The 25,949-nt window shown below is 62.8% G+C and carries 22 protein-coding genes, 1 tRNA gene and 1 pseudogene; 11 read left to right on the forward strand and 13 right to left on the reverse strand.

Annotation, left to right across the window (positions count from 1 at the left end; genetic code table 11):
- The first annotated feature begins 64 nt into the window (after positions 1 to 64).
- Positions 65 to 829 (forward strand): heme ABC transporter permease, encoded by a 765-nt coding sequence (locus LB513_RS05055; RefSeq protein WP_224662368.1) that lies wholly within the window; start codon positions 65 to 67, stop codon positions 827 to 829.
- Between the two features lies 1 nt (position 830).
- On the opposite strand, the gene LB513_RS05060 is transcribed toward LB513_RS05055, so the two are convergent.
- On the reverse strand, positions 831 to 1,889 hold the full coding sequence (locus LB513_RS05060; RefSeq protein ID WP_224662369.1) for a D-TA family PLP-dependent enzyme: 1,059 nt from the start codon (positions 1,887 to 1,889) through the stop codon (positions 831 to 833).
- 187 nt (positions 1,890 to 2,076) lie between these two features.
- On the opposite strand from LB513_RS05060, the gene LB513_RS05065 reads away from it, so the two are divergent.
- The gene (locus LB513_RS05065; RefSeq protein WP_224662370.1) at positions 2,077 to 2,763 is read left to right on the forward strand and encodes a D-lyxose/D-mannose family sugar isomerase; all 687 of its coding nucleotides are present in this window, start codon (positions 2,077 to 2,079) and stop codon (positions 2,761 to 2,763) included.
- Between the two features lie 54 nt (positions 2,764 to 2,817).
- Here LB513_RS05065 and LB513_RS05070 read toward each other — a convergent pair whose 3' ends face one another.
- The 5 genes and pseudogenes from LB513_RS05070 to LB513_RS05090 all read right to left on the reverse strand — a co-directional run bounded on the left by LB513_RS05070 (position 2,818) and on the right by LB513_RS05090 (position 6,711).
- Positions 2,818 to 3,045 (reverse strand): hypothetical protein, encoded by a 228-nt coding sequence (locus tag LB513_RS05070; RefSeq protein ID WP_224662371.1) that lies wholly within the window; start codon positions 3,043 to 3,045, stop codon positions 2,818 to 2,820.
- A 9-nt stretch (positions 3,046 to 3,054) separates the two neighbouring features.
- A pseudogene (locus LB513_RS05075) lies at positions 3,055 to 4,733 on the reverse strand (hypothetical protein).
- Between the two features lie 52 nt (positions 4,734 to 4,785).
- A complete protein-coding gene (locus tag LB513_RS05080; RefSeq protein WP_224662372.1) occupies positions 4,786 to 5,388 on the reverse strand; it encodes a hypothetical protein in 603 nt (200 codons plus the stop codon).
- 166 nt (positions 5,389 to 5,554) lie between these two features.
- Positions 5,555 to 5,628, reverse strand: a tRNA-Gln gene (locus tag LB513_RS05085).
- 156 nt (positions 5,629 to 5,784) lie between these two features.
- A complete protein-coding gene (locus tag LB513_RS05090; protein WP_224662373.1) occupies positions 5,785 to 6,711 on the reverse strand; it encodes a lysylphosphatidylglycerol synthase domain-containing protein in 927 nt (308 codons plus the stop codon).
- 368 nt (positions 6,712 to 7,079) lie between these two features.
- Between LB513_RS05090 and LB513_RS05095 the strand changes: the two genes are divergently transcribed.
- A complete protein-coding gene (locus tag LB513_RS05095) occupies positions 7,080 to 8,444 on the forward strand; it encodes a Ppx/GppA phosphatase family protein (protein ID WP_224662374.1) in 1,365 nt (454 codons plus the stop codon).
- A gap of 118 nt (positions 8,445 to 8,562) precedes the next feature.
- On the forward strand, positions 8,563 to 9,357 hold the full coding sequence (locus LB513_RS05100; protein ID WP_224662375.1) for an RlmE family RNA methyltransferase: 795 nt from the start codon (positions 8,563 to 8,565) through the stop codon (positions 9,355 to 9,357).
- A gap of 43 nt (positions 9,358 to 9,400) precedes the next feature.
- Here the strand turns inward: LB513_RS05100 and LB513_RS05105 are convergent, their stop codons facing one another.
- Both LB513_RS05105 and LB513_RS05110 read right to left on the reverse strand, forming a co-directional pair.
- The gene (locus tag LB513_RS05105) at positions 9,401 to 10,822 is read right to left on the reverse strand and encodes an MFS transporter (RefSeq protein ID WP_224662376.1); all 1,422 of its coding nucleotides are present in this window, start codon (positions 10,820 to 10,822) and stop codon (positions 9,401 to 9,403) included.
- A 13-nt stretch (positions 10,823 to 10,835) separates the two neighbouring features.
- The gene (locus tag LB513_RS05110; protein WP_224662377.1) at positions 10,836 to 11,096 is read right to left on the reverse strand and encodes a hypothetical protein; all 261 of its coding nucleotides are present in this window, start codon (positions 11,094 to 11,096) and stop codon (positions 10,836 to 10,838) included.
- Here LB513_RS05110 and guaB point away from each other — a divergent pair.
- Genes guaB through LB513_RS05125 form a run of 3 tightly spaced genes read left to right on the forward strand, consistent with a single transcriptional unit; the run spans position 11,083 to position 13,615 of the window.
- A complete protein-coding gene (gene guaB / locus LB513_RS05115) occupies positions 11,083 to 12,585 on the forward strand; it encodes an IMP dehydrogenase (RefSeq protein WP_224662378.1) in 1,503 nt (500 codons plus the stop codon). The two genes, LB513_RS05110 and guaB, sit on opposite strands and share 14 nt — an antisense overlap.
- A complete protein-coding gene (locus LB513_RS05120; RefSeq protein ID WP_224662379.1) occupies positions 12,536 to 13,159 on the forward strand; it encodes a hypothetical protein in 624 nt (207 codons plus the stop codon). The genes guaB and LB513_RS05120 overlap by 50 nt, the downstream gene beginning before the upstream one ends.
- 36 nt (positions 13,160 to 13,195) lie before the next feature.
- The gene (locus LB513_RS05125) at positions 13,196 to 13,615 is read left to right on the forward strand and encodes an MAPEG family protein (RefSeq protein WP_224662380.1); all 420 of its coding nucleotides are present in this window, start codon (positions 13,196 to 13,198) and stop codon (positions 13,613 to 13,615) included.
- A 42-nt stretch (positions 13,616 to 13,657) separates the two neighbouring features.
- On the opposite strand, the gene rnd is transcribed toward LB513_RS05125, so the two are convergent.
- On the reverse strand, positions 13,658 to 14,809 hold the full coding sequence (gene rnd / locus LB513_RS05130) for a ribonuclease D (protein ID WP_224662381.1): 1,152 nt from the start codon (positions 14,807 to 14,809) through the stop codon (positions 13,658 to 13,660).
- A 56-nt stretch (positions 14,810 to 14,865) separates the two neighbouring features.
- Positions 14,866 to 16,128, reverse strand: coding sequence for an MFS transporter (locus LB513_RS05135; RefSeq protein ID WP_224662382.1), 1,263 nt, complete (start codon positions 16,126 to 16,128; stop codon positions 14,866 to 14,868).
- 181 nt (positions 16,129 to 16,309) lie between these two features.
- Between LB513_RS05135 and LB513_RS05140 the strand changes: the two genes are divergently transcribed.
- Complete coding sequence (locus LB513_RS05140) at positions 16,310 to 17,104, forward strand: GNAT family N-acetyltransferase (RefSeq protein ID WP_224662383.1); 795 nt, start codon at positions 16,310 to 16,312, stop codon at positions 17,102 to 17,104.
- A 200-nt stretch (positions 17,105 to 17,304) separates the two neighbouring features.
- Positions 17,305 to 19,095 carry an aspartate--tRNA ligase gene (gene aspS / locus LB513_RS05145; protein ID WP_224662416.1) on the forward strand — a complete coding sequence of 597 codons (1,791 nt, stop codon included), beginning with the start codon at positions 17,305 to 17,307 and terminating at the stop codon, positions 19,093 to 19,095.
- Between the two features lie 112 nt (positions 19,096 to 19,207).
- Here the strand turns inward: aspS and LB513_RS05150 are convergent, their stop codons facing one another.
- Entirely contained in the window at positions 19,208 to 20,398 is a 1,191-nt protein-coding gene (locus LB513_RS05150; protein ID WP_224662384.1) for a hypothetical protein, read from the reverse strand.
- Between the two features lie 324 nt (positions 20,399 to 20,722).
- Between LB513_RS05150 and parC the strand changes: the two genes are divergently transcribed.
- On the forward strand, positions 20,723 to 22,975 hold the full coding sequence (gene parC, locus LB513_RS05155; protein ID WP_224662385.1) for a DNA topoisomerase IV subunit A: 2,253 nt from the start codon (positions 20,723 to 20,725) through the stop codon (positions 22,973 to 22,975).
- Between the two features lie 119 nt (positions 22,976 to 23,094).
- The gene (locus LB513_RS05160; protein WP_224662386.1) at positions 23,095 to 24,303 is read left to right on the forward strand and encodes an AI-2E family transporter; all 1,209 of its coding nucleotides are present in this window, start codon (positions 23,095 to 23,097) and stop codon (positions 24,301 to 24,303) included.
- An 87-nt stretch (positions 24,304 to 24,390) separates the two neighbouring features.
- Here the strand turns inward: LB513_RS05160 and LB513_RS05165 are convergent, their stop codons facing one another.
- Both LB513_RS05165 and LB513_RS05170 read right to left on the reverse strand, forming a co-directional pair.
- Positions 24,391 to 25,149 (reverse strand): arginyltransferase, encoded by a 759-nt coding sequence (locus LB513_RS05165; RefSeq protein ID WP_224662387.1) that lies wholly within the window; start codon positions 25,147 to 25,149, stop codon positions 24,391 to 24,393.
- Positions 25,150 to 25,288: 139 nt separating this feature from the next.
- Complete coding sequence (locus tag LB513_RS05170; RefSeq protein WP_224662388.1) at positions 25,289 to 25,759, reverse strand: RDD family protein; 471 nt, start codon at positions 25,757 to 25,759, stop codon at positions 25,289 to 25,291.
- Positions 25,760 to 25,949 lie beyond the last annotated feature (190 nt).

The raw sequence follows: 25,949 nt of genomic DNA on the forward strand, positions 1-25,949 counted from the left end.
TAGAGCCTCCTGCGACACCACCGCTGGATTGCCCCAAACGGGCCGGCGGTCTATGTAGAACCGCATGAGCGACACCACCTCACGCCTCACCAGTTGGATGGATCTTGCCAACCCGACGCGCTTCGTCGGGCTGGCGGATAGGCTCGTCCCGTGGCTGGCCGCAGCCTCCGCGCTGATCCTCGCCGCCGGGCTCTATATGAGCTTCGCCGCGCCCGAGGATTTCCAGCAGGGCACCACCGTCCGCATCATGTACATCCACGTGCCTTTCGCCTGGCTCGCCATGATGTGCTACTCGCTGATGGCGGTTTCCGCCCTCGGCACGCTGGTCTGGCGGCATCCGCTGGCGGACGTCGCCCTGAAATCCGCCGCACCCATTGGTGCCGTGTTCACCGCGCTGGCGTTGGTCACCGGGTCGATCTGGGGCAAGCCGATGTGGGGTACCTGGTGGGTATGGGACGCGCGCCTGACCTCGGTGTTCGTCTTGTTCCTGATGTATCTCGGCATCATAGCGCTGACCCGCGCGCTGGATGACGCAAGCCGTGCCGCCTGGGCCGCAGCCATCATCACGCTGGTCGGCTTCATCAACATTCCGATCATCAAGTTCTCGGTCGAATGGTGGAACACGTTGCACCAGCCGGCCTCGGTGTTCAGGCTCGGCGGGCCTACAATCGATCCAAGTCTGCTCTGGCCATTGTTGGTCATGGCTGTCGGCTTCACGGTGCTGTTCTTCACACTGCACCTGATGGCGATGCGCACGGAAATCCGCCGTCGCCGCGTCATCGCCATGCGCCGGGTTGCGGCGCGGCAGGCGGAGCGGCAGCCGGCCTAGATCAGGCCGTCCGCCCCCGTGCTGCCACCGGCAGCGTCTCCAACACCGTCTCGCCGTCGATCAGATTGACCTCGTTGAACAAATTGGTGACGACGCAACAATGGTCGGGCACAACGCGCACGCGGTCGCCGATGCTGAGCCTGCCTTCGCCTGAAAGCGTGACGGTGCCGTGCTCTTCGCTGAGACCTGTCACCCGTGCTCCCGAAATGCCGAGCAACTCGCCGAAATCCGGCAGGCCTAGCGTATCGCTGGTCAGCGCCTTGCTGCCGCTATCCAGGATGGCGCGCGTCGGCGTCGGATGGCTGACCACCGTCGACAGCACCGTCAGCGCGCAATCGTCGAGCGTGCCGACGCCTTTGGCGACCTGGTAGCGATCAAGATAAATGTAGGTGCCGGGCCGGTATTCGGTGACGACGGATGTGTCTGCGGAGCGCCACATATCAGGGGTCCCGCCACTGGAGACGCGTTTGCAGGCGAGTCCCGACGCAGCCAGTTTCTGTTTGGCGTCCGCCAGCCAGGCTTCGGCTTCTTCGGCTCGGCCCGCGGCCGGATAGGTCATCAGCCCGCCGAAGACGAGCCCGGCGGCCTTGTCGATCCGCCCGGCGAGGGCGACTGCCTCATCCGCCGACTGCACGCCACAGCGGCCCATGCCTGTGTCGCATTCCACCAGAACCGGCAGGGGGTGGCCCGCATCGGCAAAGGTGGCGGCAAGCCCCTCGATCGTCTCCAGACTGTCGGCCGTGACGGACAGGGCGATACGGCGGTGCAGGGCAAGAAGCCGCTCCAGCTTGGCGCGGCCGATTATGTTGTAGGGAAGAAAAATGTCGTCGAGGCCGGCGTCGGCCATGACCTCGGCCTCGCCGATCTTCTGGCAGGTGATGCCGACGGCGCCGGCCGCGACCTGCTTCTTAGCCCAGTAGGGCAGTTTATGGGTCTTGATGTGCGGCCTCAGCTTCAGCCCGATGCGGTCGGCATGGGCCTGCGCGCGGGCAATGTTGGCCTCCGCGCGCGCGGCATCGATCAGGATCGACGGCGTGTCGAGGTCATGGATGGTCGGCATCGTCTGTCATCCCTTCGAAATCCGCAGGGGTTATGACGCTGAAAGCGCATGATGTCATGCGGCCAGCGGCCCGGACCTGTGGTCCATGCGCTGGAACGCGAGAGCCCGAAAAGGCAAGACGGATCGACACTTCGTCGGCGTTCGGCTATTCGATTTGCCTGACAAGTCGACATCAGGGATCAGCATCATGAAACGCTCCGCCATCAACGACATCATCCGCGAAGCTGACGCTTTCATCCGCTCGTTCGGCTACGTCATGCCGCCCTTCGCCTATTGGTCGCCGGAGGAGATGAAGGCCCGCCAGGTCGATTCTTCGGCGGTGTTTACCTCACGGCTCGGCTGGGACATCACCGATTACGGCCAGGAGAAGTTCAAAGAACTTGGCCTGTTCCTGTTCACCGTGCGCAACGGCCGCTACGAAGACATGAAGAAGGGCATGGGCATGCTCTATGCCGAGAAGATCATGATCTCGCGCAAGGATCAGCTGTCGCCGATGCATCGACACAACATCAAGGCCGAGGACATCATCAACCGCGGCGGCGGCAAGCTGGTGCTGGAACTGTTCATGCACGATCGCGATGGCGGCATCGACCCGAAGGCCGAAGTCACCGTGCCTGTCGACGGAACCATCCACAGGCTGCCGGCCGGCGGCCTGCTGAAACTCGATCCAGGCCAGAGCGTCACCCTGCTGCCGGGCGTTTGGCATGCCTTCTGGGCCGAAGGCAAAGACGTGCTGATCGGCGAGGTGTCGACCGTCAATGACGACCTCACCGACAACGTCTTTCGCGAACCAATCGGCCGCTTTTCCAACATCGACGAGGACGTCGCGCCGGTGCACCTCCTGGTGTCCGATTACGAGAAGTGGCTGGGCTGATGCGGTTCACTTGGCCTGATAGAGAAGTGCGCGCAGCCTGCGCACTTCAGCAATTTAGCGAGGAATGTCATGGCGTGCTGCGGCCATAAAATCCTGATCCGCAACGGTAGCGCCGCTGAACTCGATGTCTTCTCCTCGATTTGCTCCTTCGCCAGTTTGAATGAAGTTCGAGCCGCCCAGAAAGTCCCGACCTTCGACCCATGATTTCCAAGGCCCGGTCTGCGCCGCGGCAACTCGTGCCTCTATCTCCTGGAGTTCGAATTCGGATAGGGATGTCGTCATGGCTGGGCCTCAGTGACAGCAGTCGTGCTGCACGCTCGTTCGGCACAGGCAGGACGAGGTGATCGGCACATCCGCCTTGGCAGTGCACCGGCGAGCCTGGCCTGTAGTCCCGGCAACTCGTCGCTCTCGCCGCGCCGCCGCAAACACTCGACCAGTCCGTGCAGCAACCAGACATTGTCGGGGTGCTGGGCGCAGCGCTGCACCGTGCCGCTGAGGCCCAGATCGTCGCGATAGACCTGCTCGGCCTCTCGCGCGTGGCCCTGGTCGAGAAGCAGCGCCGCCAGCGCATGGCGGGGAGGGTGCATCCATGCCCATGGCTCGGTGTAGGAGAGATTGTCGTCCAGTTCGACTGCCAGCCGCAGATGGCTATAGGCCTCGTCATGCCGGCCCTGGTGGTACGCAAGCTCGCCGTCGAGCAGGGCGGCGCCAACAGCCAGAGAGGCGCGAGCCGGGTTGCTGAGGAAACGCCGCTCCGGCGCGATTCGCTCCAGATGCTGGTGGAACCGCTCGCGCTCGCGCTCGGCTTGGGCGAAGTTCCTCAACGTCGCATGCGCGACGCCCTTGGCGTAGTGCTGCATGGCCGCCGTCAGCACATAAAGGCCGGGCTCCTCGACATCGGCTTCGTCGATGATCTCCCGCCAGCGGCCGAAGCGCACAAGCACATGCGATTTCATCGCATGGTAGCCTTCCACCGTCTGGGTGAGCTTGGGCCGCTCCGGCAGGCTGACCACCTCGCGCGTCACCAGCCCGCGCACCTTGTCTGCAGCCCACAGCGCCGGCCGGTACTGCCCCGACAACATGCAGGTGAACATCATCAGATGCAGGTCGTGGCAGCAGCCGAGCAGGTAATAGGTCGGCTCGTCGGCATAGGCGAGGTAGAGGTCGTTGGCGCGGTCCGCCTTCTCGCTGGCAAGCCTGGCCTTCTCATACGCGCCGCACAGCACGTAGATATGCCCCGGCATATGGTTCATGTGTCCGGCATCGGGGCACATTTCGCCAAGCAGGTCGGCCGAGCGCATGCCGCGTTCCGGCATGGTGGACATTTCCAAGAGGTGGATGTGCAGGTGAGCGATCGCCGGATGCTGGGCGTCGCCGGCCTCGTCGGCGAGCCGGATCGACCGCTCGCAAACCTCCAGCGCCTCGACGACATCCGAATTCGGCGCCGGCGCACCGGTCTTGAGGTTCCACAGCCGCCGCACGGTGCGCATCATCAGCGCCTCGACGAGCAGCGCCATCACGTCATGGTCGTCGGGGAATTCCTGGTAGACCAGCCGCATCGCGGCGGCATAGGCATCGTCCCACCGCTCGAATTCCTGGGGGCTCACCCGGTGCGGTTTCTGGAAGCGGGCGGCCAGCGCTTCGATCAAGTGCCTTTCGACGTCGCTGGCGGAAGCCGCACTGGCGCGCGCCAGCCGCACATGCTCGAAGCATTGCTTTGTCGCGCGGTCCGCCTCGGCCTCGCCATGCTCCTTCCAGGTCAAATTGTAGAAAGGCCCGGCGGCATAGGCGATACCCCAATGCACCATGGCGCAGTCGGGATCGGTCTCCAGCGCTTTCTCGAAGCACTTGATGCCTTCCTCATGGTTGAAGCCGTAGCACCAGTTCAAGCCGATATCGAACCAGCGCTGGGTCTCGGTGGAGGAGGTGGAGATAGGGCGGCGGTAGGCGCCGAGTTTGAAGCGGTCCATGTCTTCCATTCGATTCGCATGGTTGCCCGTCGCCGGCTGAAGCGGCGATATCTTACCAGCCAGCCAGTTCTGGCAAGTCGTCAAGCCAGCTCTTCTCGGTCATCAAGGCATCGCCGGCCTCCGGGGCGGCCTCGGTGGCGTTTTGAATGAGCCAGTCCATCCATTTGCGATAGGCTGCGGGCTCCAGTTGAGGCGGCAGAACCTTGGCCTTGGCCAGCATCCGCTTGCGGAAACTGGTTTGCCTGCGGAGTTTGGTCGTCGTGAACTTGATGGCCTTTCCCTGGCATTCGACTATCCACCGCTCGCCCCCAAGACTGACAAGGCGGTCGATGGCGAAATCGGGATCGACCGGCCTGTCCCGCCAGGGAAGCTCGACAGCATTCTTCCTCAGGTCGAGTGCCCATCGCCGGTAGGTCGTCCCGACACGCTGAGGCGGCAGCACACCGGCGTGCTCGAGCATCTTTCTTCGGAAGGTCGGCTGCGTCTTGAGCTGACCGGTCGTGAATTCGACCCGATGCCCCCGGAATTCGACGTGCCACCGGATCCTCCCATTGCCGACATACTTCACCAGCCTGTCGATGACGAACTCATCCTCGACAAGCGCCACGGAGCCTTGGCGGATGCTGTCGAAAATGAACTGGCTATCGGTGGGCATTATGCGGACTCGTGCAGGAAGCGCATGCGGAGCTTAGCTCACGGAACTGCACAAGTGACCACCAAACATACAACGCTTCAGCCGACCGGTTCAGCTATGAGTGCGTTGGTCGTCAGATGATGGATGAGGCCAGCGATAGGACATCAAAACCGATTCTACCGAAAGCTGGCTGGGGAACCTGGATTCGAACCAGGACTAACGGAGTCAGAGTCCGTGGGTCTACCGTTAACCTATTCCCCAGCAGGCGCGATCATGGATCGCGCGGGCCAAGCGGCTGAGCCGCGTGAGCGCTGCCTTGTAGCCGCCAGCGGAAAATAGTCAACCCCGCTCTGCACCCCTATCGGTTCTTTGACAGCGCGGTTCGCGGGTGTGGGGATGGAATACGCCGGCTCGAATCTACGTGCGGCCGAATTGCGAGCGTTCGAAGAACAGCACAATGCCGAGGCCCAGAATCAATGGGACTATCAGGTAGAACAGCCGGAACACCAGCAGCGCCGCCAGCACGCCGACGGGGTCCATGTCCGACAGGCCGGCCAGGAAAACCACCTCGAACACACCGAGCCCGCCCGGCGCGTGCGAGATCTGTGCGATGGAGAAGGAGACCAGGAAGACACCAAGCACGACGAAATAGCCGGGGTTGTGGGCAGCGGGCAGGGCGAAGAAGATGATCGCGGCGGCGGCGAGCAGCTCGATCGGGCCGATCAGCAATTGCCTGGCAACGATCGGCAGCGCCGGATAGTGCACCTGCAAGCCGGCGATTTTCAGCGGATTGAGATGCAGCCAGCTGCCGAAAATGTAGGCGCCGACCAGCATCAACAGGGCAATCCCGGCGATGATGGCCAGGCCGTGATGCGGTGCGCCGGAGAAGCGGTCGATGATTTCGGGTTCGAACACCAGGACAAAGCCGCCGACCAGCACGCTGGACAGCACGAAGGTGATCCAGCAGATCGCCACCAGAATGCCGACATCCTGGCCGGTCAGGCCCCTCGTACCGTAGGCTCGGTAGCGGATGACGGCGCCGGAGAACACCGAGCCGCCAATATTGTGCGACAGCGCATAGGTGGTGAAGGAGCAAAGGGTCACGAACAGCCACGAGACCCTTTTGCCGATATGCAACAGCGCGATGTGGTCGTAGCCGGCGAGCGAGGCATAGGCGATCACCGAACACAGGGCCGCGAGCAGCCAGCCGCGCGCCGGGATGGCCGAAATGCCGTCCCAGACATCATCGAGCGAGATGCCGCGCAGCTCATGCCACAACAGCAGCAGCGAGAAGATCACCGCCGCGATGCCGACGACCGGCCAGAAATAGCGTTTCCAGTTCATTGCCTGACTGCCATGCGACGTGGATCGCTTCCTTCTGTCGGGTCGGCCCGCTGTTTCGGATTGTCCCTGCATTTCAGAAATGCCTCATTGAAGCCGGCTATTCAACCGCGATCGTTTTTCATAGCGGCGGCTGTCGGCAATCGGCCATGCAGGATGCCGTTGCGCGAGGCGGTCGGCGCCGCGCTGCCGATCCCGGCTCGTGAAAAGTGACCGGAACTGCCGGAACGGCCGGTGATGCGTCGAACCGGCAAAATTCGGCGGGCGGGTCTTGGTGATCAGGCGCGGCGCTGTTAGTCTGGCGGCAACTTAAAACACTCAAGCGCCCGCAGCGTCCATCATCGGTTCGCGCGGCGCCGGAAGGAACGACAGTGGAAGACCGCGACACCGGCGCCAGCGCGCCGGAGGTGGGCGCGTCCAGCGCTTCCCCAGGGCCCGCCGGCCCGGGGGCAGGCAGTTGGCAGCAACGCCGGCCGCCGGAGCCACGCTCCGCCGACGGGCATGCGGGCGACGTGGCCCAGAACCAGAAGGGCAAGCCCAAGAAGCGACGCAAGCGCAGGCGTGGGCGCAAGGTTTTTGCGCGCGACGAGCCGCGCCCCGCAACGGACCGATCGCCGCTGCCCGGCGAGGCTCCGGGTTCTGCGGCGAAGCCGCTTGCTCCTCCTGTGCCTGCTGCTTCGGTCGACATCGCATCGGCTCGGCCTGAACAGACCGTGCGGCGGCCGCCGGCGCACGAGCTTCCCGTGTTCGCGGCCCTTGACCTCGGCACTAACAATTGCCGGCTGCTGGTGGCCGTACCGACCCGGCACGGGCAGTTCCGGGTCATCGACGCCTTTTCGCGCATCGTGCGCCTGGGCGAGGGGCTGACCGCTAGCGGAAGGCTCGGCCAACCGGCGATGGACCGTGCCGTCGAGGCGCTCAAGGTCTGCGGTGATAAACTGCGTAACCGCAAAATCAGGAAGGCGCGGCTGATCGCCACCGAAGCCTGCCGTACGGCCGACAATGGCGTCGAGTTCATCGAGCGCGTCGAGCGCGAGGCGGGGCTGAAACTCGAAATCATCGACCGTCAGACCGAGGCGCGGCTGGCTGTCTCCGGCTGCGGCTCGCTCGTCGAACGCGACACTCAGGGCGTGGTCCTTTTCGACATCGGCGGCGGTTCGTCCGAGATCGCGTTGATCGACCTCAGCGGACGCCGTTCGTCACGGCTCGCCAACCACATCGTGTCGTGGACCTCGCTGCCGGTCGGTGTCGTGTCGCTGGCCGAGCGCTTCGGCGGCCGCACCGTGACACGCGAGATCTTCGCCGCCATGGTCGACGATGTCGCCGCCCGGCTGGCGACGTTCGATGGCCGCGACCGGCTGAGCCATCTGAGAGCCAGCCCCAATTTCCATCTGCTCGGCACGTCCGGCACCGTCACCACGCTAGCCGGCGTCCATCTCGACCTCGATCGCTACGACCGCCGCCGTGTCGACGGGCTGTGGATGGATCGTGACAGTGTCGACCGCATGGTGGAAAAGCTGGTCAGCTGGGACTTCCAGCAGCGCTGCGCTAACCCTTGCATCGGTGCGGATCGCGCCGACCTGGTCCTGGCAGGCTGTGCTATACTGGAGGCCATTCGCGCCGTCTGGCCGTCGGAGCGGCTACGGGTCGCCGATCGTGGCCTGCGCGAAGGGATCTTGAGCGAGTTGATGGCCGATGACGGCGTCTGGCGTAATGATGGGCGGGGCAGGGCGTGATCCCGATGCAGTCACGCTCCGGCAACTGGCGACCCGACTTTGCCTTGCTGCCAGGTCGACCCCCACTCCGTCGAGCTTTGCTCGACACCAAAACTGGGCCAGCGAGAGAACCCGGACCATGACCAAGAAGCCGGAAAAACCAGGATCGGCGAGCATTCGCGTCTTGAAGACGCGGATCAAGAAGAAGAGCGGCCTGAAGGAATCGTCGCGCCGCTGGCTGCAACGCCACATCAACGATCCCTATGTCCAGCGTTCCAAGGCCGATGGCTACCGCTCGCGTGCGGCCTATAAGCTGATCGAGATCGACGACAAGCACCATCTTCTGAAACCCGGCTTGAAGGTGATCGACCTTGGCGCAGCGCCCGGCGGCTGGTCACAGGTCGCCGCCGCGCGCACCAAATCGACCGCCGACAAGCCGCATGTCGTGGGGATCGACTATCTCGAAATGGACGCCGTGCCCGGCGCGCCGGTGCTGCTGATGGATTTCCTCGATCCGGAAGCACCGCAAAAGCTGGCCGAGGCGCTGGGCGGCGATCCCGACATTGTGCTTTCGGACATGGCTGCGCCCACCACCGGCCACAAGCGAACCGACCACATCCGCACCATGCATCTGTGCGAGGTGGCGGCGGATTTCGCGCTTTCGGTCCTGAAGCCCGGCGGCCATTTTCTCGCCAAGACTTTCCAGGGCGGCGCCGAGAACGAGCTGCTCTCGATGCTCAAGAAGAATTTCCGCTCTGTCCACCACGTCAAGCCACCGGCATCGCGCGATGAGTCTGTCGAGCTATACCTCTTGGCGAAAGACTTCAAAGGGCGAGAATCCGGTTCGACGACAGGCGGATCGGAACGTCCAGGGGATGGTTCGAAGGACTTGAGCACCCGGAGCCAAAGCGATGGGCCGGGGGAAGCCGAATAGGTTCTTCCTTCTCCCACAAGGGGAGAAGGAAGAGACGTCCCGTCTACTGCCTCGGCGGGGTCACCGGCTCCAGCGTCTTGGGCGCTGTCAGCCGGCCATGGCCGGAAACGGCGTTGCCTGCGTCGGGCGCCAGCCGCATGAATGACAGGCAGGCCGCGGCAGAGATCACGGCGACGATGAAGAAGGCGGTGTGGAAATCGCCGAGCGTCAGCGACCTGCCATGCAGGCTCGTCGAGATTTCCAGTATGCCGCCGGCAACCGCCACGCCGAGCGCGATCGACAACTGCTGGAACACGGCGGCGATCGGCGTCGCCTTGCTGGTATCGGCGGCCGAAATCTCTGCGTAAGCGAGCGCATTGATACCGGTGAAGAACATCGACCGGATGAAGCCGCCAACCAGAAGCACGGCCAGCATCAGCAAATAGGGCGTGTCTGGCGTGAACAGGCCGTTGACGGCGATCGACGCCGCGGCAATCAGCGAGCCGATGACCAGCACCCGGCGAAAGCCGACGACGCGGAAGATCAGCGCGGTGACGAACTTCATGCCGATGGCTCCGATCGCCGAGACGAAGGTGATCATGCCGGACTGGAACGGCGTCAGTCCGAAGCCGATCTGGAACATCAGCGGCAACAGGAAAGGCACGGCACCGATGCCGATGCGAAACAGGCCGCCACCCAGCACCGATGAGCGAAACACCTGGTTCCGGAAGAGATCGAGCGCCAGGAGGGGATTCTTGGCATGGCGCGCATGCAGCAGATAGAGCGCGCCCGATAGCAGCCCAACCGTCACGGTAATGACGCCGATGGCGGGCGGCAGATATGGCAGGCTGACCACCGACAGGCCGAACACCACGCCCGACGCCGCCAGCCCGCTCAGCACGAAACCGATGAAATCAAGCGGCGGGTTCTGCATCGGCTCGTTCTTCGGCAGGAAACGCGTCGCCAGCCAGATCCCGATGAGGCCGATCGGCACATTGATCAGGAAGATCCAGTGCCAACTGAAGTAGGTGGTGATGAAGCCCCCGACGGGCGGGCCGACGAGCGGTCCGACCAAGGCGGGAACCGTCAGCCACGACATGGCCGCGACGAGATCGCTTTTCGGTGTCGCCCGCACCAGCACAAGCCGACCGACCGGCGTCATCATGGCGCCGCCGATGCCCTGCAGGAAGCGTGACACCACGAAAGCCGGCAGCGAGCCAGAAAAGGCGCAGGCGATCGACCCCGCGATGAAGACCGCGATGGCGGTGCGAAAGACGTTCTTGGCGCCAAAACGGTCGGCCATCCAGCCGCTGATCGGGATGAATATCGCCAACGACACGAGATAGGCCGTCAATGCCAGCTTCAGCGCGATCGGGCTTGTATTGATGTCGATGGCGATCGCCGGCAGCGAGGTCGCGATGACGGTCGAATCCATGTTTTCCATGAAAAGAGCGACCGCCAGGATGAGCGGGATGGTGCGATTCACAAACAGGCTCGTGTCAAATTCTGTTTCCGGGCGGAGGGGCAAGACCGGAATGAAGGGCGGTTATCATGGCCAGCAACCCATGTCGTGTTAATTTGCGGTCACTTTTGTGCGACCGCACGGCCGATGGCGCAGCGCGGCGCATGATCGGCTTTTCATTGGCGCCGCGACGTGTTACCAGCCAGCGCCAATCCTGAAAGGGAAGAAACGAGTCGGCGCTGTCCATCCCGGTCCAGCGCTTTTTTGTATTCCGAGGGCTGGCCATGGCAAAAATCATCGAAACGTCCACAGGCGCCCTGGCGCTGACCTTTGACGACGTCCTGCTGCAGCCAGGTCATTCAGAGGTCATGCCGGGCGAGACCGATGTGCGCACCCGCATAGCCGGCGACATCGACCTCAACGTCCCGATCCTGTCGGCGGCGATGGATACCGTCACCGAGGCGCGTCTCGCCATCGCCATGGCTCAGGCCGGTGGCATCGGCGTCATCCACCGCAACTTCTCCCCCGCCGAACAGGCCGAACAGGTACGGCAGGTCAAGAAGTTCGAATCCGGCATGGTCATCAACCCGGTCACGATCGGGCCCGAAGCAACGCTCGCCGACGCGCTTTCGCTGATGCGCGCCTATTCGATCTCGGGCATCCCCGTGGTCGAAAACGGTGGCACGGGAGGCCAGAAGGTCGGCCGGCTGGTCGGCATCCTGACCAACCGCGACGTGCGCTTCGCCTCCGACCCGGGGCAGAAGGTCTACGAATTGATGACCCGTGAAAACCTGATCACGGTCAAGGAGAATGTCGATCAGGAGGAAGCCAAGCGGCTGCTGCACCAGCACCGCATCGAGAAGCTGGTCGTCGTCGACAAGCAGGGCAATTGTGTCGGGCTGATCACGGTCAAGGACATCGAGAAGTCGCAGCTCAACCCGCACGCCTCCAAGGACGCACAAGGACGTCTTCGCGCAGCGGCGGCCACCAGCGTCGGCGACGACGGGTTCGAGCGCGCAGAACGGCTGATCGACGCAGGCGTCGACCTGCTGGTGATCGACACCGCCCACGGCCACTCGCAGCGCGTGCTCGACGCCGTGGCGCGGGCCAAGAAACTGTCCAACTCGGTGCGCATCCTTGCCGGCAACGTCGCCACGGCTGAAGGCACGCAAGCGCTGATTGACGCGGGCGCCGATGCCGTCAAGGTCGGCATTGGCCCGGGCTCGATCTGCACCACCCGAATCGTCGCGGGCGTTGGCGTGCCGCAGCTCTCTGCCATCATGTCGGCGGTCGAGACCGCCCAGAAATCGGGCGTTTCCGTCATCGCCGACGGCGGTATAAAATATTCCGGCGATCTGGCCAAGGCGCTCGCCGCCGGCGCCAGCGCGGCCATGATCGGCTCGCTGCTTGCCGGCACCGACGAAAGCCCGGGCGAGGTCTATTTGCACCAGGGCCGCTCGTTCAAGGCATACCGGGGCATGGGCTCGGTCGGCGCCATGGCGCGCGGCTCCGCCGATCGCTACTTCCAGGCCGAGGTGCGCGACACGCTGAAACTGGTTCCCGAGGGCATCGAAGGCCAGGTTCCCTACAAAGGACCTGTGTCCGGCGTGCTGCACCAGCTTGCAGGCGGGCTGAAAGCCGCTATGGGTTATGTCGGCGGCCGCGATCTTGCCGATTTCCGCGGCCGCGCCACCTTTGTACGCATATCGAACGCCGGACTTCGTGAAAGCCACGCCCATGACGTCACGATTACCCGCGAAAGCCCGAACTATCCCGGCGGAGCCTGATCGGTACGGGCTGGGGAGAAGCCTCACTGAGACGATTCTGCGGCTGCCGCGCCATGCGGCGGCGCTCTGTTTCTTGTCCGGGGCGGTCTTCATCGCCATGACGGCTATGGAGTTCTTCTATTTCCGCGAGTTGAGCGGTGGCCTGCCATCGCTCGACATGCGCGTTTCCGGTTTCACTCCAGACGAGGGCATGGCCTGGCTGACGGCTCTCGGCCGGCGCGGTGGCGAGATCATCCTGGTGTGGCACTATCTGACCTTCGATCTCTTTTTCCCCGCGCTGCTGTCGCTGACCCTGGTCAGCCTGATCCTGGCAACCGGGCGGCGGCTGAAGCGTTTCTGCACGCTTCCGGGGCAAGTCCAGGCGATCCTCGCTCTCGCCCTCGTCTTGCCCTACACATTGGCGGACTATGCCCAGAACATCGCCGTCGCGCGGCTCCTGTCCGATTTCCTATCGGCGAACGCGGATTCGCTCTCCTTCGCCTCGGCGCTGACCGTCGCCAAATTCGCGCTTCTCGCCATTCCGGTCGCCGCCATTGCCTTGTTCACCCTGGCAGGCCAGAAACGCGCGAGCTGATGCCGGACGGATAACAGGCAGGGCAGGGGAAATTTAATGAACCAGACCGCGATCTTCTGGCCGATGCTGGCGCAGGTTTTGCTGATCTACATCGTCTACTGTGTCCTGGGACGCCGCAGATATTTTGCCGTCAAATCGGGCGAGGCCAAGGTCGGCCAATACAAGATTCGCTCGACCGAGCCGGCGTCCAGCGCGACTGTCGCCGCCAACCTCGTCAACCAGTTCGAATTGCCGGTGCTTTTCTACGTATTGTGCCTGACATTGCACGCTACCAACGGCGTCAATTATCTGACCGTGGCCCTGATGTGGATCTTCGTCGCGACGCGCTACGTCCACGCCTGGGTTCATTTGACCAGCAACGATCTGCGGGGGCGAAGCCGCTCCTTCTTCGTCGGAGCGGTGGTTCTCCTCGCGGCATGGGTCTGGCTCGCTCTACACCTGCTCGGCGTGGTGTGAGCTGCTAACTCGCTGCGCAGACGCGAAGGTTCCCGATCGCGATTAGAGGTCGAAAACCGCGATCTTGCGCCTTTCGAACTTGATGCCGATCTCGCCACGCACGAGCTTGAGCGCGGTTTCTCCAAACACGGCGCGACGCCAGCCCTGCAGGGCTGCGACGTCGGCGTCCTCGCCTTCGGCGGCGATACGGTCTATGTCATCGCTCGAGGCGAGCACCTTCGAGGCGACGCCTTCCTTTTCCGCTACGATCCTCAGCAGCACTTTCAGAAGTTCCGCGGCGGCGCTCGAACCCTCGGGCGGCTGGAAATTCTTCGGCAGCTTCGGCATCTCATCCTTGGGCAAGGCCAGCGCCGTGTTGACCGCGCCAAGCAGCGCCGTAGCGGTGGATGACCGCTCCCATCCCTTCGGCGTCGTGCGCAGCTTGCCAAGGGCGGCCGCGTCTCGCGGCGCCTGCTGCGCCACTTCGTATATGGCATCGTCCTTCAGCACCCGGCCACGCGGCACGTCGCGTTCGCGCGCTTCGCGTTCGCGCCAAGCCGCCACCGCCTGCACGATGGCCAGTTCCTGTGGTTTGCGCAGCCGCATCTTCAGCCGCTTCCAGGCGTCTTCGGGATGCGGATCATAGGTCTCGCGCGAGGTCAGAACCTCCATCTCCTCATTGAGCCAGTGGGCGCGGTTTTCCCGCTCCAGCTCGGCGCTGAGGTGCCGATAGACTTCGATGAGGTGGGTGACGTCGGCCAGCGCGTAGTCGAGCTGCTTGTCGGAAAGCGGCCTGTGGCGCCAATCGGTGAAGCGCGAAGACTTGTCGAGCCGCGCTCCGGTGATCCGTTGTACGAGCTGATCATAGGACACGCTGTCGCCGAAGCCGCAGACCATTGCCGCCACCTGCGTGTCGAACACCGGGTGCGGCACCAGATCGCCTAGATGGACGATGATTTCTATGTCCTGCCTTGCGGCGTGGAAGACCTTCACCACGGCCTCATTGGCCATCAGCCTGAAGAATGGCTTCAGGTCCAGGTCGGGGGCCAGCGGATCGATCAGCGCGGTCACCCCCGGCGCTGCCATCTGGATCAGGCACAGGATCGGCCAGAACGTTGTTTCGCGGATGAACTCGGTGTCGACGGTGACGAAATCCGACTTCTCTAATTCGGCGACAACGCTTTCTAGTTCTTTCTGGGTCGTGATGACGTGCATCAAATCGCTTTTGGCAGGAGTAAAGTGGTTCTAGATTTCAGCCGCGAAGGCTTTCGTCAAGCGTCGGCGCCGTCCTTACGCTCTGGCGGAACTTCGGGATCGCCGTTTCTCCTGGCCAGGCGAGCGAAAATCGTCGAAGTGCGCAACAACGCGATGAAGCGGCCGCGCTCGCCGGCCGGCACTCCGGACCGAGCCTGCATGCGGTAAAGGATGACTGCGATGAAGATGGCGTAGACGACGGCGCTGAACAGGAACAGCGCGCTCGGCCCGAAATACTGCATCGCTGTCGAGGCCGCGAACGGGCCGCCAATGGCGCCGAAGGAATAGAACAGCATCAGCGCTGCGTTGATCAGCACGAACTCGCCGGCGTCGGCGCGGTCGTTGGAGTGTGCGGCCGACAGCGAGTAAAGCGGCATGGCGAAGCAGCCGAAGATGAAGATGATGACGAAGTTGAGCAGCGGATTGCTGCCGGCGACGAACACCAGCGCAAGGGCAGACAACATCGCACAGCAGGTCGTGATCAACAGCACCCGGCGCCGGTCCCACCGGTCGGAGAGATAGCCGAGCGGATACTGGATGATGGCTCCGCCGAATATGCCGACGCTGACGAAGGTGACGACGTCCGCAACCGACATGCCGATCTGCTCCCCATAGACGGGCGATAGCGTGCGAAAGGCACTGTTGGTGACACCGACGGCGACGCAGCCGAAGCAGCCCAGCGGCGAAATCCGCCAGACCCGCGCAAGGTCGAGCTTGACTTCCTCGGGCGGCGTCGGATTCGTGCGGTCGCCGAGCGATACCGGCACCAGCGACAGGGTGATCATGATCGACATGATGGCGAAGATGGTGAAGCCACCGGCGCCGAAGACCGGGATCAGGAACTGGGCGGAAGTCACCGAGCCGATATCGACCATCCGGTAGATCGCCAGCACGCGGGCCCGGTCTTGGTTGCCGACCCCGGAATTCATCCAGCTTTCAATGATGGTGAACAGTCCGGCGAAGCAGAAGCCGCCGACAAACCGCACCGCGCACCATACTATCGGATCGACAACGAGCACCAGCAGCAAGGTGCCGGCCGAAGCGATCGCAGCCAGCGCCGAAAACGCCCTGATATGGCCGACCGCCTTCATGATGCGGGTGATGGCCAGGCAGCCGAGCAGGAACCCGGCGAAATAGAACGTGCCCATCAGCCCGATGGAGGAGGCGGGAAACCCTTCCTGCGCGCCGCGCAAGGCGATCAGCGTGCTCTGCAGCCCGTTGCCGCCGAGCAGGATACCTGCGGCGAGAAGAAGCGGGATCAGCGGGCGAATGGAGGACATGAAGGGGTGATCACGTGTCGGTGATCCTTATTGGACCATCACCCTGGCCATTGCCAGCGGGAATTCCCGGCGGCGTTGAGCCGTCAAGGGCGCCGGCTTGGTAGAACAGAAGGCAGCTTGGCTGTATTCCGTCGCGCTTGCTATACTCAGCATGCTCGTCACGCAGGATGGGGGATTTCACATGTCAGGCTATTTCGGCACGGAGGTTCAACAGCGCCTGCAAGCTCAGGCCGAGGCGAGTGTCGATTTCATCACAGCGACTCCGGGCGCGTGCCAGACTGGGCGCACGATGGGGTGCGATGATCCCGATCGGTTGGGCTGGGAACTGATCGACAAGATCCTCAACCGCGACGGCGTCTGTGGCTTTCGCATGATACCGGCAAGTAAGGCGGACGAGCTCAAGTCGCGATTGGCCAGGGTCGGCTTTCGCCTCGATACCTGGGACGTGTTTGTGGCCGACCGGGCAAGTGCCCTGGCGGCATCGGAGGCAATTATCGACCGCGGAGCGCCCGGCGGGCTTGTCGATCAAGACCAGCCGGCCGAACCGGATGGTGCGTATATGGCCCGCATCCAGGCGCATATGGCGGCATCGGGCGTCGTCCCATTTTCAGGGTCGCTGCTGGCCGGAGCCTCGGGGCCGGCAACCACGGTGGTGGTAGGCGAAGAGACGGGACCTGTCGCGGCAACCGCGCACGGCTACCTGCCGCACAATTCCTACAGTTCCTATCACCGATATGCATGGGGTGGACTGGTTGCGGTCTCGGGATCGCAGAGGGGCCGAGGGCTGGGTAACTACATCAACGCGCGCATGATCCTCAATGTGTTTCGCGACCTGCATGCGACACACATTTATGAGCTCGTCTCAGCATCGAACATCCCATCTCGACGAATGGTGGAGTCATGCGGACTTCGTCCGGATCCAGCAGTCGTATGTGGAGTCGCCACGCCCAGTGATGGTGCGCGCTTCACTCGCTGACCGCCATCAGCGATCCATTTCGGGTCACCGCTTTCTCGTAGCGATGACCGCGACAGCTCAAAAGCCAAAGTTCGAACCGAGATGCTACCCAAGCGCCGTTGCCTTGACAAATCCGGCCTCGCATGCGCTTTTCGCGCAAATTTTGGGGCCGGGCTTGACGCTCGACCTGCCACTCAACACCCCGGACTTCAGCAATGACAATGCATCGTTACCGCAGCCATACCTGTGCCCAGCTGAGGAAGGACGACGTCGGCTCGACCGTTCGCCTGTCGGGCTGGGTGCACCGCGTGCGTGACCATGGCGGCCTTCTGTTCATCGACCTGCGTGACCATTATGGCCTGACCCAGATCGTCGCCGACCCCGATTCGCCAGCCTTCAAGGTCGCCGAGACCGTGCGGGGCGAATGGGTTATCCGTGTCGACGGCGAGGTCAAGGCACGCATGCCTGAGACCGTCAATGCCAACCTGCCGACCGGCGAGATCGAGATTTTCGCCCGCGAGATCGAGGTCCTGTCGGCGGCAAAGGAATTGCCGCTGCCGGTATTCGGCGAGCCGGACTATCCCGAGGATATTAGGTTGAAGTACCGCTTCCTCGACCTGCGCCGCGACACGCTGCACAAGAACATCGTGGCGCGCACGAAAATCATCGCCGAGATGCGCAAGCGCATGGGCGAGGTCGGTTTCACCGAATTCTCGACGCCGATCCTCACCGCCTCGTCGCCGGAAGGCGCCCGCGACTTCCTGGTGCCGTCGCGCATCCACCCCGGCACTTTCTACGCCCTGCCGCAGGCGCCGCAGCAGTATAAGCAACTGATCATGGTGTCGGGCTTCGACCGGTACTTCCAGATCGCGCCGTGTTTTCGCGACGAGGACCCGCGCGCCGACCGACTGCCCGGCGAATTCTACCAGCTCGACCTCGAAATGAGCTTCGTCGAGCAGGACGATGTGCTGTCGACCATGGAGCCGGTGATGCGGGGCGTCTTCGAGACCTTCGCCAACGGCAAGCCGGTGACGCAAGAATTCCAGCGTATTCCCTATGACGTCGCCATGCGCAAATACGGTTCCGACAAGCCCGATCTGCGCAACCCGATCGAGATGCAGGCCGTCTCGGATCATTTCCGCGATTCCGGCTTCAAGGTTTTCGCCAACATCCTCGCCAATGATCCCAAGGCCGAGGTGTGGGGCATTCCGGCCAAGACCGGCGGCAGCCGTGCTTTCTGCGACCGTATGAACGCATGGGCGCAAGGCGAGGGCCAGCCGGGCCTGGGCTACATCTTCTGGCGTAAGGAAGGCGACAAGATCGAGGGCGCCGGCCCGCTCGCCAAGAACATCGGCGAGGAGCGCACAGAGGCGATCCGGCTTCAGCTCGGTCTTGCCGATGGCGACGCCGCTTTCTTCGTCGCCGGGGACCCGAAAAAATTCGTTTCCTTTGCCGGGGCTGCGCGCACGCGTGCCGGCGAGGAACTGAACCTTGTCGACCGCGAGCGTTTCGAACTGTGCTGGATCGTCGACTTCCCCTTCTTCGAATGGAACGAGGAGGAGAAGAAGATCGACTTCGCGCACAACCCGTTCTCGATGCCGCAGGGCGGCATCGATGCGCTGAATGGCGACGACCTGCTGGGCATCAAGGCGTTCCAGTACGACATGGTCTGCAACGGTTTCGAGATCGCATCTGGCGGCATCCGCAACCACCTGCCCGAAACCATGGTCAAGGCCTTCGAGACGGTCGGACTGGATCGTGCCACGGTGGAAGAGCGCTTCGGCGGTCTTTATCGTGCATTCCAGTATGGCGCGCCGCCGCATGGAGGCATGGCAGCAGGCGTCGACCGTGTCGTCATGCTGCTGGTCGGGGCGAAGAACCTGCGCGAGATCACCATGTTTCCGATGAACCAGCAGGCCTACGATCTGCTGATGAACGCGCCCTCGCAGGCGAGCCCGCAGCAATTGCGCGAGCTTTCGCTACGCGTCGCGACGACCAAGAAAGACGCCTGATCCAAGGTCGGGCAGACTTCAACAAAACGCCAGAACCGGTTCTTCCGAATCGCAAATCCCACAAAAAAGCCCGGCATCGCTGCCGGGCTTTTTGCGATTGCGATGGCCTCTATCAGTCCTCGTTGGCCTTGACGTGAACGCCGAGCGTCTTCGGCAGGTCGAGCTGGTTGGACATTGCGCCCGCCATGATCAGTGCGAAGGGGACCGATGAGGGCGGTGCAGCCGAAATCTCGAGGCTCTTCGGGTCGTCGAGATACTTGCTGACCGCGGCCGTCACTTCGGCCGTCAGTTCCGGATTGTTGAGCTGAGCCATGCCGAACGGCACAATGGCCTTGGCCTGGTTGGCGATATCCTTGCCGGACATGCCCTGCTGTTTGCCGACATAGTCCAGCACCTTGTTGGTCAGCGAATCGTCGTCAAAACGAAACGAGGCGCCGTTGAACGAGAGCTGCTGCATGAGGCCGAGCGCGGCCATGCCTTGCGCCGAACTGTCGGCGCCTTCGGGCTGCGCCGCCATCTTCTTCTGCATCTCCTGCAGCGACTTGATGAAGTCGACCGTGTAACCGCCGAGATTGAAAGTCATGCCGAGCGTGCCGGCGTTTTCCACGGAGACGTCGTATTTTGTCAGTTCCATCTTGCCGTCCGACGGCTGCCAGGTGCCGGCCATTTCGAACTTACCCGAAATGTTCTGATAGCCGAGCGCATTGATGACTTCCTTCGACTTGGGATCGTCGACAAGGGTCAGGTCGGCGTTGAACTTTTCCGTGGTGCCGGTGAATTCCAGCGCCTTGCCGTCCGCGGGCGGTGTGATGTTGACGGCGAGCCCGTCCATCGAGAAGGCAGTCTTGTCGGCGACCTTGACCGTCATGTTCGAGAGTTCGGCAGATTTGTACATCATCAGCGAGCCCAGCGGGCCCGCGGCACCGTCGGCGGGGACCGTCATGTTGTGGATGACGAAGGGGCTGAGATCGAGAGTGACGCCGTCCTTGCTGTGAGCGAAAGCCGAAGTCGTCACGGTGGCGATCTCATAGCCGCCATTGGCCTCTGTGACGCCTTCGAGTTTCACGTCGCCGATGGCGAGAGGTTCCTTTTCAGATGCCGGCTTAACCGACACGCCCTGCAACACCATGCTCGCATTGTCGCCAGTCACGCCGGTCCAGGAGATATCGACATCCTGGGCAGCCAGTGTGGCCTTCAGCCGGTCGGCGACTGCGGTGTCCTGGGCGAGGGCGGCGTTTAGAGGAAGTGTAAGCAGGAAGGTCGAAAAAGCGAGTTTTCGGAGAGTCGAGCGTCTGATTGTCATGGCGAGGTCCCTGAGATTGTCCTGAAATTGTTCTTCAATTCTTTGCGCCGTCACCATTCCGTGAGGAACTGGACCGGAAAAAGGCGGGTCCCGGCACAATGGTCGAAAATCACGGCGAAAGGCAAACTTGATCCCATCGTCTTTGCGTAAGCGGTGAATTTGTCATGAATGCCCGCCGAGTGATGTCACCGCGCTGTCCCTAGAGGCCTCGTGTAACGGTCTTATGTTGGGCGGCATCGCCCGGCATGGCGTTTCATGTTGCACAAGCGCCAGCATTTCGGCCGGGCTCTTGCCGCGAATCACCCGCTCGGTTAGGTCCAGCCCATGGGAAAAAGGCTTTTGCCGCCTCAAGATGGCGGCGGCGATCACATCGAACCGATCGATCTGAAAAAAGCGCTGGAAGAGCGCTACCTAGCCTACGCGCTGTCGACGATCATGCATCGGGCGCTGCCCGATGTGCGTGATGGGCTGAAGCCGGTTCATCGCCGCATCATGCATGCCATGCGCTTGCTGCGCCTCAACCCGGATCAGGGCTTCGCCAAATGTGCCCGCATCGTCGGCGAGGTGATGGGTAAGTTCCACCCGCATGGGGACCAGTCCATCTATGACGCGCTGGTGCGCCTGGCGCAGGACTTCTCAATGCGTTACCCGCTGGTCGACGGGCAGGGCAATTTCGGCAACATCGATGGCGATAATGCGGCCGCGATGCGTTACACCGAAGCCCGCATGACCGATGTGTCGACGCTGCTTCTGGAAGGCATCACCGAGGATGCCGTCGACTTTCGCGCAACCTACAATGAAGAAGACGAAGAGCCCGTGGTGCTGCCCGGTGCCTTCCCGAACCTGCTGGCAAATGGTTCGTCCGGCATCGCGGTGGGCATGGCGACCTCGATCCCGCCGCACAACGCGGCCGAACTGTGCGATGCCGCCCTTCATCTGATCGAAGATCCCGGCGCGCCCGTGGCGAAACTGATGGATTTCGTCCAGGGGCCGGATTTCCCGACAGGCGGCATCATCGTCGATAGCCGCGCCTCCATCCTCGAAGCCTACGAGACCGGCCGCGGCGGCTTCCGTGTCCGGTCGAAATGGACCCAGGAGGATCTGGGCAGGGGCACATGGAGCATCGTCGTCACCGAAATCCCATATGGCGTCCAGAAGGCGCGGTTGATCGAGAAGATCGCCGAACTGCTGATGGCCCGCAAGCTGCCGCTGCTCGAGGACATCAGGGACGAGAGCGCCGAGGATATTCGCATCGTGCTCGTGCCGAAGAGCCGTTCGGTCGATCCCGGCATCCTCATGGAGTCTCTGTTCAAGCTCACCGAACTCGAAAGCCGGTTTCCGCTCAACATGAACGTGCTCTCGCGCGGCAAGGTGCCCAACGTCCTGTCGCTGAAGGGCGTGCTGCAGGAATGGCTGGAACATCGCCGCGACGTGCTCGTGCGGCGCTCGAAACATCGTCTCGGCGAGATCGATAGACGCCTGGAGATCCTGGCCGGTTATTTGATCGCCTATCTCAACATCGACGAGGTGATCAGGATCATCCGGGAGGAGGATGAGCCCAAGCAGGTCATGATGGCGCGCTGGTCGCTCACCGACACGCAGGCGGAGGCTATCCTCAACATGCGGTTGCGCGCCTTGCGCAAGCTCGAGGAATTCGAGATCCGCAAGGAGTTCGACGGCTTGAGCGCCGAAAAGAAGCAGATAGAGGCTTTGCTTGCATCAGACGCCAAGCAATGGGCGACGATCAAGTGGGAAGTCACCAACATCCGCGACAAGTTCGGACCGGAGACCGAAATCGGCAAGCGCCGCACCCAGTTCGCCGACGCGCCCGAGCATGACCTGACCGACATCGCGCATGCCATGATCGAGCGCGAGCCGGTTACCGTCGTGGTCTCGGAGAAGGGCTGGCTGCGGGCCATGAAGGGTCACCTGACGGACTATTCCACCTTGACCTTCAAGGAAGGCGACAGCCTCAAACTCGCCTTCCACGCGCAGACCACCGACAAGGTCCTGGTGTTCACGACCGGAGGCAAATTCTACACTATCGGCGCCGACCGGCTGCCCGGCGGGCGCGGCCATGGCGAGCCCATCCGCATCATCGTCGACATGGACAACGACCAGGATATCGTCACCGCCTTCGTCCACGATTCAAAGCGCAAGCTGCTGCTGGTTTCGCGCGACGCCAATGGCTTTATCGTGCCGGAGGAGGAAGTGGTCGCAAACACCCGCAAGGGCAAGCAGGTGATGAACGTGAAGGCACCCGACGAGGCCAAGCGCTGCATTTCGGTCACGGGCGATCATCTCGCCATCGTTGGCGAGAACCGCAAGATGCTGGTGTTCGCGCTCTCCGAGATCCCGGAGATGAGCCGGGGCAAGGGCGTTCGGCTGCAGAAATACAAGGATGGCGGCATGCTCGACCTCAAGCCGTTCACGCTGGCGAGCGGTCTCTCCTGGCAGGATTCGGCCGATCGGACCTTTACGCGCTCGCGCGGGGAACTCGCCGAATGGATCGGCGCGCGTGCTTCCGCCGGACGCATGGTGCCGAAGGGCTTCCCCAGGACGGGCAAGTTCGGATAGCTGAGCGCCTTTCCTTCCCCCACAAGGGAGATCGGCAGGTCAGCAAACATTTCGACTATCGTCACGATTGCTGCACTATATCGGTGCATAAGCAGAAGGATGTGCGGAGAGACGGGCATTTGAAGGAAAAAGGGATCCAGAAGCCGGAACGCCAGCAGCGCCTGTTCGGCCTGTCGACGCCGTTGCGGTCCGCCGTGATTCCGCCGCTTTCGGCGGCGCGCTGGCTCCTGGTGCTGATCGTCGCCGCGGGCGTCTATTTCTTTCACGGCTTCCTATTTCCCGTGCTGGCGGCGCTGGTCATCGCCTTTGCCAGCTGGCCGCTTTACCGGCGGTTGCTGGCCGGCGTCGGCGGCAACCGCACCATTGCCGCGACCTTTGCCATTCTGTTCATCCTCGCCTTCCTGGTAATACCGATCGCCCTTGCCGGCACCTACGCCATCAACGAGGTGCGGGAATGGGTCGGTTGGGCGATCGACACGAACCGGCATGGCGCGGCGACACCGCATTGGATCATCGCGCTGCCCGTCGTGGGCGAGTGGCTGAACGAACAATGGATCGCCAATTTTGGCCATCCGGGCGGCATTGGTGAACTGATCCAGCTAGTCAGCGGCGCCAATATCGGCAGCATCTATCGCGGTGTGCTGGCGGCAGGCGGCAGCGCCTTCGGCCTGCTGTTGACGCTGCTCTTCATGATGATTGCCCTGTTCTTCGCCTATCGCGACGGCGAGCATTTCTCTGGCCAGGTCGATCGTCTGGGCGAGCGCATCCTGCCCGCGCGATGGGAGCGCATTTCGCGCGTCGTGCCGGCGACAATCTCGTCGACCGTGACCGGCATGACCATCATCGCCATCGGCGAGGGGCTTGTGCTGGGCATAGCCTACTGGTTGGCCGGCGTGCCGTCGCCGGTGACGCTCGGAGCCCTGACCGGCATCATGGCGCTTATCCCCGGCGGCGCGCCATTGTCCTTCACCCTGGTGTCGATCTACCTCGCCGCCAGTGGATCGCCGATGGCCGGGCTGGCGCTATTCCTGTGGGGCGCGGTCGAGTTGTTCATCGTCGACAAGACCTTGCGTCCCAAGCTCGTCGGCGGGCCAATAAAGCTGCCGTTCTTGCCGACCTTTTTCGGCTTGATCGGCGGTGTCAAGACCATGGGATTCCTCGGCCTGTTCATTGGCCCGGTGCTGATGGCCTTGCTGGTCGCGATCTGGCGCGAGTGGCTGCGTGAGGTTGAACTGATCGACGAACTGGCCCCGGGCTTGCGGCCCGACGACAGCCCTCGTGTAGAGGTCTTGCCGATGCCCGTCGCGGTCGAGAAAACCAGCGGCTGATCTTACCCCAACGCATATAGCGTAGATTGACCTCGGCTTTGGGAGAACAACATCAGCGCCCGAGGCCTGCGCACGAACCGGCCGGCGTCAGACCGCCCCGCTGGCGTAGCGTTCCCAGCCCTTCGGGCCGAGATGCTCCTGCGGCATGAAGCGCATCTTGTAGTTCATCTTGCGCGAGCCGTTGACCCAGTAGCCAAGATAGACATGCGGCAGGCCCATGGCCCTGGCGCGGGCGATGTGGTCGAGGATCATGAAGGTTCCGAGCGAACGCTCGTCGATATCGGGATTGAAGTAGGAATAGACCATCGACAGCCCATCGGCCATCTTGTCGGTGAGCGCCACGGCGATCAACTCGCCCTGTCCCTTGCCTGTGATGAAAGTATCGGGGCCCCGCCGCCGGTACTCGATCACCTTCGTGTCGACATGGGTATCCTCGACCATCATGGCATAGTCGAGCACCGTCATGTCGGACATGCCGCCCCGGCGATGGCGGGCGTCAAGGTAGCTGCGGAAGAGGGAATATTGTTCGGTCGAAGGCTCAGCATTGTGCATGGCGCCGATAAGGTCGGAGTTGTGCTGCAGAACGCGCTTCATGTTGCGGCTGGCGACGAACTCCTGGGCGAGGATGCGCACCGAGACGCAGGCGCGGCAGGTCTCGCAGGCAGGCCTGTAGGCGATGTTCTGCGAACGCCGGAAGCCGCCTTGCGTCAGGAGGTCGTTCATCTCCGAAGCCTTGTCGCCGACCAGATGCGTGAACACCTTGCGCTCGAACTGACCGTCGAGATAGGGGCATGGCGACGGCGCTGTCAGGAAGAACTGCGGCGACTGGGTCGGATGGTGCGTCATCGAGCCTTGGAAACACTCCTTCGAATCGCTCTACCTTTGGCGTTGAAAGTAAAAAATTCAACAGGATTGTGAAGGCGCGACCAAAACCCGCGCCTTCAATTCTGCGTTTATGAGGTGCAACCGCTTTCCGGAAAAGCCTTCAACGGCCGGTGCGGCTGACGACCGTGCCAAGCAGGAGGTCGTGCAATGTGCGCTTGCGATCGGAAAACAAGGTCACCAGCAGCACAAATGGCGAGAGGATGACATTGCCGGCCCAGAAGAGCACCGAGTGGACGACTGCGGTGAGACCATCGATCGGCCTGCCATCAAGTCGGTCGAGGCGGATGCCCATCATTTTCATGCCGGTGGTGGCCTGATCCGCGCTGCCCAGCGTGTTCCAGATATACAGAATGGCAACGGCCGGGACGAGAGCGCCGTAAAGTACCCAGCCAAGGCCAAGGGTCAGAATGCCAAGGAAGAACACCAGGATGGCGAACGGAATGGTGAGCAGCCCGACGATGATATAGTCGATCGCGAAGGCCAGGATGCGTCGCGTGCGCACTCCGTCATAGGCCCTCACATCGTCCAGCCTGCTGGGGATGATTTCACCGTCGAGAACGCGCGCGTTCATGTCATTTCCTCGTAACAACAAGGCCCGACATAGTGCGAGCCATTCGATGATGAAATGGTGAATGGTCGGGGCGGAATCAAGGTCGTTTATGCGCCGAACCGGAGCGCAAGCGCGCGCTTCGGTTGAATTCGACGCGCGGATGGCGTTAGCTTGTTGCGGCGCAGCAAAAGCAGTCACAGGCAGAGGGGCG

It is taken from the genome of Mesorhizobium sp. ES1-1 (genome assembly GCF_020164785.1).
GTDB lineage: Bacteria > Pseudomonadota > Alphaproteobacteria > Rhizobiales > Rhizobiaceae > Mesorhizobium.